This is a genomic window from Sphingopyxis macrogoltabida, from assembly GCF_001314325.1.
GTDB classification, from domain to species: Bacteria; Pseudomonadota; Alphaproteobacteria; order Sphingomonadales; family Sphingomonadaceae; genus Sphingopyxis; species Sphingopyxis macrogoltabida.
On the sequence record NZ_CP009429.1, the window covers coordinates 4,938,279 to 4,950,004 of the forward strand.

The following is an 11,726-nucleotide window of genomic DNA, read 5'->3' on the forward strand; positions in this document are numbered from 1 at the left end:
ACCGGCCCCTCGCACCCTCTCTGCAATCGCTTGCCGCAAACCCCCGGGAGGCGTAGATTGGCGCAAAATACAGAGGATGCCGCCATGACCCGTGTTGCCGTGCGTTCGCCGTTTTGGGCCCTGCTGCTCGCCACGCCGCTGTTGCTGGGTTCGACCCAGCCCACCGCCGCCCCGCCGGCGTCTGCGTCGGCCCCGGTGCCGCACCCTGCCGACATGGTTGCGAACCCCGCCACGACGGGCGAGGTCGTGCCGTTCATCCAGCCTTTCGACCTCGACGCGACGCGGCGGATGGCGGTGCCGGTGATGGTCGGCGGACAGGGGCCCTTTTCCTTTCTGGTCGATACCGGCGCCGAACGGACGGTGATCGCCCGCGAACTCGCCGACCGCCTCGGCCTCGCCGAGGGCGCGAAGCTGCGCCTCGCGACGATCGGCAGCTCGGCGATCGTGCAAAGCTACCGCGTCGCGGCGCTGCAGATGACCGACCTCAGCCTGTCGCCGTTCGAGGCGCCCGCCTTCTCCGGGCGGCATATCGGCGCCGCGGGGCTGATCGGGGTCGACATGCTCGAGAAGCGCCGCGTGCTGATCGACTTTCGTGCCGAGACGATGGAGATTCTCGATTCGCGGCCGCGCGCGAAGCCGATCATCCACGACGACGACGCGATCGTCGTCACTGCGCGCAACATGGCGGGGCGGCTGATCCTGTCGGATGCGCGGATCGACGGCAAGCGCGTCGACGTGATCGTCGACACGGGGGCGCAGACCAGCGTCGGCAATCTTGCGCTCCAGCGGCTGGTCGCCGCGCGGCGCCAGAACCGCGTGCCCTTTTTCCCGACCGTGCTCAATGCGGTATCGGGCGAGGCGGTTCCGGCGATGCGGACGGCGATCAAGCGGATCACGATCAACGGCGCCGAGGTGAGCGACCTGCCGGTCAGTTTCGCCGATTCACAGGCGTTTCGCGCGCTGAACATCGAAAACCGGCCGGCGCTCCTGCTCGGCATGGACAGCCTGGCCTTGTTCGACCGGGTCGAGATCGATTTCCCGAACAAGCGCGTCGTCTTCGACCTGCCGAGCCGGGCCGACCGCGAAACGCGGCAGCGCTTTGCCGCGACCACCCCGACGAGGACGCTTGTGGCGAGCCGGTGAGCTTGCCATAGCGGCGCCATGCCGCCGCCGCCCGTCCTCGATTTTGCCGGCCACCAGTTCGTCGCTTTCGCCGATCGCGCGCTGTTCTGGCCGCGCCACGGCGCGCTGATCGTCGCCGACCTGCATCTCGAAAAGGCGAGCTGGTACGCGGCGCACGGCCAGCCGCTGCCGCCCTATGACAGCCACGACACGCTCGACCGGCTGGCGCGGCTCGCGGCCGAGACCGGTGCGCGCGCAATCTGGTGCCTCGGCGACAGCTTTCACGACCGCGACGCCGCAAGCCGGATCGTACCGGCGGTCGCGGGGCGGCTGCACGGCCAGGCGGCGGCGACAAAGCTGCTGTGGATCGCGGGCAATCACGACGGGCTTTCGGGCGGCGCGTGGGGCGGCGAGGTCGCCGACGAGCTGGCGATCGACGGCATCGTCCTGCGCCACCAGTGCGATCCTGCCGAAACGCGGCCCGAAATCAGCGGCCATTTCCACCCCAAGGTGCGGCTGACGATTCGCGGGCGCGGCGTCGCCCGCGCCTGCTTCGCCGGCGATGCGCAGCGGCTGATCCTGCCCGCCTTCGGCAGCCTGACCGGCGGGCTCGATGTCGAAGACCCCGCCATCGCCGGAAATTTTTCCGGCGGGTACCGCGCGATGCTCGTCGCGCAGGGCCGGCTGCTCGCCTTTCCCTGCCGCGGCCGGCCGGGCGATGACGCTACGGCAAGCCGTATCGCAGTCGGCGCCTGAGCCGCAAAACTCGCCCGGCAGAGCTGCCGCCGCCTGTGACCAAAAAGCATCACCGGTCAAAAAATGACGTAAAAGCGTGGGGTTGCGCTGGATCGGCATCGGTCTTCGGTTAAGATCGCCCTCCAACAAAAATAATTAAATGTTGAGAGGAGTGCCCACCATGAAATCATCTTCCCTTCTTGCTGCCCGATTGCTGCGGAGCAGCGCGCTCGGGCTTTCGATTGCCATCGCCGCGACCGCCGTCCCCGCTTTCGCGCAGGATGCCGCACCGCAGGACGAAGCCACCGACGACAGCGGCGACGCGCCGATCGTCGTCACCGCACAGGGCCGTTCGCAGCTCCTGTCCGACGTGCCCGTCGCGATTTCGGCGGTCAGCGCCGAGACGCTGCAGAACAGCGGCGCCAACGACATCCGCCAATTGAACCAGGTCGCGCCGTCGCTGCTCGTCTCCTCGACCGGCAGCGAAGCCAATGGCTCGGCGCGTATCCGCGGTATCGGCACCGTCGGCGACAATCCCGGCCTCGAAAGCTCGGTCCCCGTCTTCATCGACGGCGTCTATCGCTCGCGTTCGGGCATCGGGCTCAACGAACTCGGCGAGATCGACCGCGTCGAGGTCCAGCGCGGCCCGCAGGGCACGCTCGGCGGCCGCAACTCGTCGGCCGGCCTGATCAGCATCTATTCGAAAAAACCGAGCTTCGAATTCGGCGCCACGGGCGAAGTGACCTATGGCAATTACGACTATTGGCGCCTCGGCGGCAGCGTCACCGGCCCGATCACCGACACGATCGCTGCGCGCCTCGACGGCGTCTGGGTAAAGCGCGACGGCTTCTACAAGGACACGACGAACAACACCGACGTCAACGACCGCGATCGCTACTTCCTGCGCGGCCAGTTGCTGTTCGAACCGACCGACGCGCTGTCGATCCGGCTGATCGCCGACTATACCTATCGCGACGAGAAATGCTGCGCCGCGACCTATATCGACAACAGCGTCAATCCCTATATCGGCAACCTCAACAACCCCGGCGTCCCGGCCACCGACATGACGAACAATATCACGCAGGTGCTGATCGACCTCGGCCAGCCGGCGGGTGCGTTCAATCAGGGTTACAGCCGCAACATCTCGGTCAGCCCCGGCCGCAGCTTCGCCGGCAAGACCAAGGATTACGGCTTTTCGGGCCAGATCGACTGGGATCTCGGCGGCGCGACGCTGACCTCGATCACCGGCTACCGCGAATATCGCTCGGGGCAGGCGGGCGACCTCGACTATGGCGCGGTCGACATCCTCTATCGCGCGGACAGCAAGGACGCCTATCGCCAGTTCCACACCTTCACGCAGGAACTGCGCCTGCAGGGCGAGGCGTTCGACGGCAAGCTCGACTGGCTCGTCGGCGGTTTCTACGCCAATGAAAAGCTGACGGTGCGCGACAACCTGCGTTTCGGCAGCGAATATGGCAAGTTCGCGTCATGCCGCCTCGTCACCGGCTCGACGCTGGTGCCGCTCTATGACCCGACGTCGGCCAATTGTATCAGCCCTGCGGGCCAGTTCGCGCTGACCAACGATCTGCTGCCGCTGCCGCCGGGAGTCGGGTCGCTCATCCTCGCCGGCGTCAACAATCTGGCGTCGATTTCGGACAAGGGCAGCATCAACGACGTCTATCGCCAGAACGACCGCAACTGGGCGCTGTTCACCCACAATATCTTCCACATCACCGACAAGCTCGATTTCACGTTCGGCGTCCGCTACACGAACGACCGCAAGAAATTCAACGCGAGCTTCACCAACGACAACACCGCCTGCGTCGCCAACCAGGCGCTGTTCGAACCGCTGCTCGGCACGCCGCTGGCCGCCACCGCCGCGGGCATTTTGGGCCTGAGCTGTCAGGGCAACTCGACCTCCGAACTCGACGGCGTGTCGATCAACGACAAGCGCAGCGAGGATGAATGGACCGGGACCGCGATCCTGTCGTACAAGCCGGTCGACGACCTGATGCTCTACGCCAGCTTCTCGCGCGGCTACAAGGCGGGCGGTTTCAACCTTGATCGCTCGGCGCTGAAAAACCCGGTGATCCTCGGCGCCAACCCGAGCTCCAGCTTCGCCGCAGTCGGTGGCGCACAGGCGTTGGTCGGCAATCTCCAGTTCGATCCCGAACTGGTGAACAGCTATGAAGTCGGCGCCAAATATTCGACGGGGCCGTTCGGCGTCGGGCTGACGTTGTTCCGCTCGGACTTCAAGAATTTCCAGCTCAACACGTTCAACGGCAGCGTCTTCATCGTCCAGACGGTCAATGGCTGTTCGGCCGACCTGAACGGCGGCGACCGCGACCAGAGCAAGTTCCCCGGCGCGCCGAACTACAATCCCGGCGCCACGGCGAGCGGTGCCTGCAATCCCGACGACGTGAGCTGGGGCGTGCGCACCGAAGGTTTCGAACTCGAAGCTTCGTTGGTCCCGGCGCGCAGCTTCCGCATGACCGCGGGCCTCACCTATGCGAACACCAAATATCGCAGCAATCTGGTGGGCAACAAGTCGGGCGCCCCGCTCGATCAGGCGCTGCGCCTGCTGCCGGGCAACAATCTGTCGAACGCGCCCGAACTGGTCGCGACCGGCAGCATCACCTGGACCCCCGAACTGGGCGGCAGCGGGCTGACCGGGCTCGTCTATATCGATGGCCGCATGACCAGCGATTACAACACCGGGTCCGACCTGTTCCCGCAGAAGGCGCAGGACGGTTATGCGATCTTCAACGCCCGCGTCGGGCTTCGCGGTCCCGACGAGAAATGGGGCGTCGAACTCTGGGCGCAGAATATGTTCAACAAGAAATACGCCCAGGTTGCTTTCAACTCGCCGTTCCAGGAAGGCGCGACCTCGACGACCGCCGCTTTCGCCGACCCGCAATATCCGGGCGGCCGCCAGATCTTCTCGCAGTTCCTCGCCGAACCGCGGACCTATGGCGTGACGCTGCGCGGCAAGTTCTGATCGCGTTACCGAGCTAAAAAAGCCGCCCGCCCTCCCACCGGAGGCGCGGGCGGTTTCTTTTTCGTAAAAGTTTTTCCGGAACCTTTCCCGGAGCATGGCATAGGCTGATCGCATGTTCGCGATCGACTCCCTGCTCGTCAAAATCGCCCTGATCGGCGTCATCGGCATCGGCGCCCAATGGGCTGCCTGGCGCACCGGCAAGCCGGCGATCGCGCTGATGCTCGTCGCCGGCATCCTCGCCGGGCCGGTGCTCGGCCTGATCGATCCCGAACGCGATTTCGGCGCCTTGCGCGAACCGATCATCAAGCTCGCGGTCGCGGTCATCCTGTTCGAGGGCGGGCTCAGCCTCAAGTTCCGCGAGCTGCGCCACGCGGGGATCGCGGTCTTCATGCTCGTTGTCGTCGGCGTGCCCGTCGGCTGGGCGCTCGGCACCGCCGCCGCTTATTATGGCGCCGGGCTGCCGTTCGAGCTCGCGGCGCTGTTCGGCGGCATCATGGTGGTGACGGGACCGACGGTGATCATCCCGATGCTCCGCTCGCTGAACATCACGCCGCGCGTCAAGCATATGCTGAAATGGGAAGCGATCGTGAACGACCCGATCGGCGCGCTGCTCGCGGTCGGCATCTTCGCCTATATCACCCATGGCGGGGCAGAGGCGAACACCATCGGCATCGCCACCGATGTCGTCGCGGCGAGCCTGCTCGCGGTGATCATCGGCAGCGCCGCCGGCTTCGCGCTGACCTTTGCCTTCCCGCGCGGCTGGGTGCCCGAATATCTGAAGGCGCCGGTGCTGCTGACGACGGTGATCGCGGTGTTCGTGCTCTCCGACCTCATCATGCACGAAACCGGCCTGATCACCGTCACTGTGATGGGGGTCGTGATGGCGAACCGCGAAACCTATTCGAGCCATATGCTGATGCGCTTCAAGGAGGACCTCACCGTCCTCCTCGTCTCGGGCGTCTTCATCATCCTGTCGGCGACGCTCGACTGGAGCGTGGTACAGAATTTCCAGTTCCGCTTCCTGCTCTTCCTCATCCTGCTGCTGTTCGTCGTCCGGCCGCTGACGATCATGACCGCGCTTCTCTTTACCCGCATCCCGTTCAAGGAGCGGCTGTTCGTCGCGTGGATCGCGCCGCGCGGTATCGTCGCGGCGGCGGTCACCGGGCTCTTCGCGCTGCGCCTGTCCGACTATGGCGTGCCCGGGGCCGAGGCGCTGGTGCCGCTGTCCTTCGCGGTCGTCATCGCGACGATCTTCGCGCACGGTTTCACCGCCGCACCCTTTGCGCGCTGGCTGGGGCTCGATCGCGGCAAGGGCGACGGCGTGCTGCTCGTCGGTGCCAATAGCTGGACGATCGCCTTCGCCGAATTCATCAAGGGGCAGGATCGCAAGGTCCTCGTCGCCGATCCCAGCCAGCTCGCGCTCCGCCGCGCCCGGCGCGCCGACCTGCCCGTCTATCATGGCGACATATTGGACGAGGTGCGCGAGGATCATCTCGACCTCGGCGAATATCAGCAACTGATCGCGGCGACCGACAACGACGCCTATAATGCGCTGATCTGCAGCGAGCTGGCGGCGGAAATCGGCCACGACCGCGTCAGCCGAACCGTCGGCGAATCGCGCGCCGGCCATGTCCGGCGCGGCCGCGTCTTCACGCTGGCGGGAACGCCGATCGAGGAACAGCTCGACCGGTTGCAGGCAGGCTGGACGTTCAGCCGCACCCGGATCACCGAGGTGTTCACTTACGCCGATTATGCGCAGCGGATGAAGGCGTCGGGCGGCGACAGCCTCGCGGTCGTCAAGCCGTCGGGCGACCTCATGATCTTCTCGGCCGGGCACCGACCCGGCGTCGAGGCGGGCGATACGATCTGGACCTTCGTCCCGCCCGACGCGCCGAAACCGCGCAAGGCAGCAGCCGAAGCCGTCGCAGCGGGCTAGCGAGCGCGCGCCGCCTGGTGCGCGATGTCGGTCATCAGCTTGCGGAACAGCACCGCGCCCGCGGTCCCCGAAGCCTTGAGCGCGCGTTCGCAATCGAGCAGCCGGCTCATCAATCGCGCGACGCGCACCGAATCCCAGATATGGAGCTGCGCCGTCACCGCGTCGCGTTCCTTCCAGAAGACGCCGCTGCTCTTGGCGGCCACGACCGTCGCGGGATGCGCACCGGCATCGACCTCCGCCCTCAGGCGGGCGAGTTGCATCGCGCGGATCGCCAGCGCGCGGATGATGCGGATTTCGGCGACGCCGACCGCCGCGGCGGTCGCCAGCATGACGGGCAGCTCGCGCACCTTGCCGCCGAGCGCGACATTGATGCACTCGCTGACATCCTCTTCGTGCGTCGCGGCGCCCAGCGCGGCGATGTCGGCGGCGGTCACCTGTCGCTGCCGGTCGCGCCCCGCGTCGAGATAGAGCGCGATCTTCTCGATCTCGCGCCGCATCAGCGCCTGATCGCCCGACACCAGGTCGACGAGCAATTGCGCTTCCGAATTGGCGATGCGCAGCCCCTGTTCCTCGGCGGCGCCCATCGCGATGCCGACCAGCGCGCGGCGGTCGGGCTGGTAACAGATGGCGGCGACGGCGCTGTCCGACGCCTCGACCAGCTTGACCAGTTTCGACTTGGCGGTGACCGACGCGCCGGTCGCGACCACCGGGTTGATCGCATTGTCGGCGGCGAGCAAAGCCTCGACCGCCGCGACGCTGTCGTCGCCGCTGCCGGAGATTTCGAGCCGGATCACCCGCGCGGGTGAAAACAGCGACATCGACGCGGCTTCGGCGGCGAGCAGCGACGGGTCCTGCGAAAGCTGGGCGCCCGTCAGATCAAGCCGTTCGGCATCCTTGCCCGCGAGACCGATCAGATGCCCGGCAACGGCCGCCATCGTCGCCTCGTCGGGACCGGTCAGCAACGTGAAGCGCACCGCGGGATCGAGGCGCGAAAGGCGTTCGAGTTCGGCGGGTTTGACGGTTTTCATCGCCAGCTAGGGCGATGGCGGCGTCGTCGCAGGCGCCGCAGCCGGGGCGGCGCCGCCGCGGTCGGCAAACACCGCGAGCCGCGCGACGATCTGGTCGGCAACCCCCGAGGCGAGCCGTTCGAGCGCCGAGCTTTCGGCGGCGATCGTCGCATATTCGCTGCCGACGACGTCGATCCCCGCGTCGGCGGCGGCGGTCGCATCGAGCAGCACTTCGCCGCTCGCCGCATCGACGAGCTGATAGCGCGCGCGCAAGGTGCGGCGTTCGCGCGTCACCGCATCGTCGGCGCGGACGCCGAAGCCGGTGATCGAATCCTCGAGCCGGACGTCGAGCCGCAGCCGTTTGCCCTGCCCGCGCCCGCCCTCGGTCGCGACGAAACGGTCGCGTAGCGCGTTGCGGACGAGCCAGCCCGAATGTCCCTCGATCGGCGCGACGTCGATATCGGCGAGCACCGTCGCCACCGCCCCCTTGCTGCCGTTCGCGTAGAGCGGACGCAGGCCGCAGCCGCCGATGGTCAGCGAGGCGGCCACGAGGGCGGAGATCAGAAGGCTGCGCATAGCTTAGATGTGACCTAGATATCCGTTCGTGTCGAGCGAAGTCGAGACACCCCGAAGGCGTGCACGCCCGATGGGCATCTCGACTTCGCTCGATGCGAACGGGGAAGGAAAGATCCGTTCAGACCCATCTTACGGTACGATATTGACCAAACGGTCGGGGACCACAATCACCTTCTTCGGTGTCGCGCCCGCGAGCAGTTCGACGATGCGCGGGCGCGCGAGCGCCGCGGCTTCCACCGCATCCTTGTCGAGGCCTTTGGCGAGCGTCATCGTATCGCGCAGCTTACCCGCCATCTGGATGGCGATTGTCACCTCGTCATCGACGAGCAGTGCCGGATCGGCGGCGGGCCACGCCGCATCGGCGATCATCGCCGTCGTCCGCTGGCCGGCGGGCAGCGCCGCCCATGCCTCTTCGGCAAGGTGCGGCATCATCGGCGCGACGAGCAGGATCAGCGTCCGGCACGCCTCGGCGCGGGTCGCCGACGGCTTCGCCTTTTCGATCTCGTTCGCGAGCGCATGGATCTTGGCGACCGCCTTGTTGAAGCCCAGCGCCTCGACATCGGCGGCGACGCCCGCGATCGTCTGGTGCAGCTTGCGCGCGAGGTTCATATCCTCGCCGCCGTCGCCGCTATTTTCGGTATCGCCGAACAGCCGCCACAGCCGCTGGACGAAGCGCCACGCACCCTCGATGCCCGCCTCGCTCCACGGCAGGTCGCGCTCGGGCGGGCTGTCGGAGAGCATGAACCAGCGCACCGCGTCGGCGCCATATTGGTCGAGGATGGCGTCGGGATCGACGACATTCTTCTTCGACTTCGACATCTTGATCACCCGGCCGACATCGACCGGCGCGCCATCGGCTTCGAGCGTCGCGCCATCGGCGGTGCGGGCGATCTCGTCGGGGGTGAAGAACAGCGGCGGCAGGCCTTCGCCCTGCGCGCGGCTGTAGGTTTCGTGCGTCACCATGCCCTGCGTGAACAGGCTGGCGAACGGTTCCTTGATGTCGATCATCCCCAGCTTGTTCAGCGCGCGCGTCCAGAAGCGCGCATAGAGCAGGTGGAGGATCGCATGTTCGATGCCGCCGATATACTGGTCGACGGGCAGCCAGCGGCGGATCACCTCGGGATCGAACGGCTTGTCTGCCGGCGCCGACGCGAAGCGCAGGAAATACCAGCTCGAATCGACGAAAGTGTCGAGCGTGTCGGTCTCGCGCACCGCCTCGCCGCCGCACGACGGGCATCGGGCATGCTTCCAGGTCGGATGGCGGTCGAGCGGGTTGCCGGGGACCGAAAAATCGGCATCCTCGGGCAACACGACGGGGAGCTGGTCCTTCGGAACCGGCTGCAGGCCGCACGCGTCGCAATGGATGAAGGGGATCGGCGTGCCCCAATAGCGCTGGCGCGAGACGCCCCAGTCGCGGAGGCGCCACACCGTCGTGCCCTTGCCCCAGCCCTCATGCTCGGCGCGCGCGATGACGGCGGCCTTCGCCGCGTCGATCGTCATCCCGTCGAGGAAATGGCTGTTCACCAGCTTGCCGGGGCCGACATAGGCCTCGTCGCCGTGGAAAACCTGCCCCGTCTCGTCGCCGTCGGCGATCACGCGGTGGACGGGCAGGCCGTATTTGCGCGAGAAATCGAGGTCGCGCTGGTCGTGCGCCGGGCAGCCGAAGATCGCGCCGGTGCCATAATCCATCAGCACATAATTGACGACCCACACGGGCAGGTGCCAGTTGGGATCGAGCGGGTGCTCGACCGATATGCCGGTGTCGAAACCCAGCTTCTCGGCGGTGTCGATCTGTTCGGCCGCGGTGCCCTGACGCCGGCATTCCTCGATGAACGCCGTCAGCTCGGGCGAATCCTTCGCGAGTTTTTCGGCGAGCGGATGGTCGGGCGAGATCGCCGCGAAGCTCGCGCCATAGAGCGTGTCGGGGCGCGTCGTGAAAACGTCGAAGCCGACCGCGCCGCCGGCCAGCCTGAACGAGAATTCCAGCCCCTGCGATTTGCCGATCCAGTTTTCCTGCATCAGGCGGACCTTGTCGGGCCAGCTATCGAGGCCGCCCAGCCCTTCGAGCAGTTCGTCGGCGAAATCGGTGATCTTCAAAAACCACTGCGACAATTTCTTCTTCTCGACCAGCGCGCCCGAGCGCCAGCCGCGGCCGTCGATCACCTGCTCGTTGGCGAGCACGGTCATGTCGACCGGGTCCCAGTTGACGTAGCTTTCCTTGCGCGTGACCAGCCCCGCCGCGAACAGGTCGAGGAACAGCGCCTGCTCCTGCCCGTAATAATCGGGTTCGCACGTCGCGAGCTCGCGGCTCCAGTCGATCGCGAGGCCGAGGCGTTTCAACTGGCCGCGCATCGCGGCGATATTGTCGCGCGTCCAGCCGCCGGGGTGGACGCCCTTTTCCATCGCCGCATTTTCGGCGGGCATGCCGAACGCGTCCCAGCCCATCGGGTGGAGGACGTCGTGCCCGGTCATGCGCTTGAAGCGCGCCAGCACATCGCCCATCGCATAGTTGCGGACATGGCCCATATGGATGCGCCCCGACGGATAAGGGAACATCTCGAGGATATAGGCCTTCGGCTTGTCGCCCGATTCATTGGTCGCAAAGCTGTTTGCGGCGTCCCATGCCGCCTGCCAGCGGGCATCGGCAGCCAAAGCGCCAAAGCGCGTTTCGCGGGTCATTTTTCTGCTACCCCGTTTTGTCTAGTCTGGCGCGATCCGCGCCTCTCGATCAGCCTTCGATGGCGCCGCGGCGCAGGTCGCGGGCGCGGGTGAGGATGATTTCCTCGAGCTTCTGCACCGTTGCCGCCTGCACCGGCGCATCGACCCATACGCCGCCCTGCGACACCTGACGCGACGCGGCGACGCGCAGTGCATCGGCGCGCAGGTCGCGATCGAGGATCGACACCGTCACCTTCAACCGCTCGCCCGGATTCTGGGGATTGGCGTACCAGTCGGTGATGATGACGCCGCCCGACGAATCGGACGAAAGCAGGGGCATGAACGACAGGGCATCGAGCGAGGCGCGCCACAGATAGGCGTTGACGCCGATCGTCGTCACCTGGCTCGCGGCCAGATCGGCTCGCGGCCGTTCCTTGCCGCCGCCGCAGCCCGCAAGGCCGAGCGCCGCGACGCCGAGCAGCGCGAGCGTGGCCGGACCGCGACCGGACGTGGCAAGAACCGAAAGCTTGAACATGCCGAAATACCTTATCTTGGGCGCCGCCGGGCAGAAGAAAATCCGGCCGCGCATACGGGAATTTCCAGCGTCTCTATCGCCCTTGCCGCCGTCCGGCAAGCGCGGCAATTTTGCGCTCGCGGCCATTCATGCACCGCTCATGCGGGCGCGAAACTGTGA

8 protein-coding genes are annotated in these 11,726 nt (G+C 66.6%); 4 read left to right on the top strand and 4 right to left on the bottom strand.

Annotated features, from left to right (window positions below; translation table 11 throughout):
- The first annotated feature begins 84 nt into the window (after nt 1-84).
- The 4 genes from LH19_RS23830 (at nt 85) to LH19_RS23845 (ending at nt 6,791) form a co-directional block, all read left to right on the top strand.
- Entirely contained in the window at nt 85-1,143 is a 1,059-nt protein-coding gene (locus LH19_RS23830) for a retroviral-like aspartic protease family protein (RefSeq protein ID WP_054732191.1), read from the top strand.
- A gap of 18 nt (nt 1,144-1,161) precedes the next feature.
- Nucleotides 1,162-1,878: a ligase-associated DNA damage response endonuclease PdeM gene (gene pdeM / locus LH19_RS23835; protein WP_054732193.1), complete on the top strand. Its 717-nt coding sequence runs from the start codon at nt 1,162-1,164 to the stop codon at nt 1,876-1,878.
- Between the two features lie 160 nt (nt 1,879-2,038).
- Nucleotides 2,039-4,855, top strand: coding sequence for a TonB-dependent receptor (locus tag LH19_RS23840; protein WP_054732196.1), 2,817 nt, complete (start codon nt 2,039-2,041; stop codon nt 4,853-4,855).
- Between the two features lie 112 nt (nt 4,856-4,967).
- The gene (locus LH19_RS23845) at nt 4,968-6,791 is read left to right on the top strand and encodes a cation:proton antiporter (protein ID WP_054732198.1); all 1,824 of its coding nucleotides are present in this window, start codon (nt 4,968-4,970) and stop codon (nt 6,789-6,791) included.
- Here the strand turns inward: LH19_RS23845 and holA are convergent.
- From holA to LH19_RS23865, 4 genes are all read right to left on the bottom strand, one after another.
- Nucleotides 6,788-7,819, bottom strand: coding sequence for a DNA polymerase III subunit delta (holA, locus tag LH19_RS23850; protein WP_054732200.1), 1,032 nt, complete (start codon nt 7,817-7,819; stop codon nt 6,788-6,790). The genes LH19_RS23845 and holA overlap by 4 nt on opposite strands.
- 6 nt (nt 7,820-7,825) lie before the next feature.
- Nucleotides 7,826-8,374, bottom strand: a complete 549-nt coding sequence (gene lptE, locus LH19_RS23855; protein WP_054732202.1) for an LPS assembly lipoprotein LptE — start codon at nt 8,372-8,374, stop codon at nt 7,826-7,828.
- 129 nt (nt 8,375-8,503) lie between these two features.
- Nucleotides 8,504-11,053 (bottom strand): leucine--tRNA ligase, encoded by a 2,550-nt coding sequence (gene leuS / locus LH19_RS23860; RefSeq protein ID WP_054732204.1) that lies wholly within the window; start codon nt 11,051-11,053, stop codon nt 8,504-8,506.
- A gap of 49 nt (nt 11,054-11,102) precedes the next feature.
- A complete protein-coding gene (locus LH19_RS23865; RefSeq protein ID WP_054590468.1) occupies nt 11,103-11,567 on the bottom strand; it encodes a DUF3576 domain-containing protein in 465 nt (154 codons plus the stop codon).
- Between the last annotated feature and the right edge of the window lie 159 nt (nt 11,568-11,726).

Coding starts and splice junctions, on each gene's coding strand:
- LH19_RS23830 (WP_054732191.1), top strand. CDS start 85: ATGACCCGTGTTGCCGTGCGTTCGCCGTTTTGGGCCCTGCTGCTCGCC.
- pdeM (WP_054732193.1), top strand. CDS start 1,162: ATGCCGCCGCCGCCCGTCCTCGATTTTGCCGGCCACCAGTTCGTCGCT.
- LH19_RS23840 (WP_054732196.1), top strand. CDS start 2,039: ATGAAATCATCTTCCCTTCTTGCTGCCCGATTGCTGCGGAGCAGCGCG.
- LH19_RS23845 (WP_054732198.1), top strand. CDS start 4,968: ATGTTCGCGATCGACTCCCTGCTCGTCAAAATCGCCCTGATCGGCGTC.
- holA (WP_054732200.1), bottom strand. CDS start 7,819: ATGAAAACCGTCAAACCCGCCGAACTCGAACGCCTTTCGCGCCTCGAT.
- lptE (WP_054732202.1), bottom strand. CDS start 8,374: ATGCGCAGCCTTCTGATCTCCGCCCTCGTGGCCGCCTCGCTGACCATC.
- leuS (WP_054732204.1), bottom strand. CDS start 11,053: ATGACCCGCGAAACGCGCTTTGGCGCTTTGGCTGCCGATGCCCGCTGG.
- LH19_RS23865 (WP_054590468.1), bottom strand. CDS start 11,567: ATGTTCAAGCTTTCGGTTCTTGCCACGTCCGGTCGCGGTCCGGCCACG.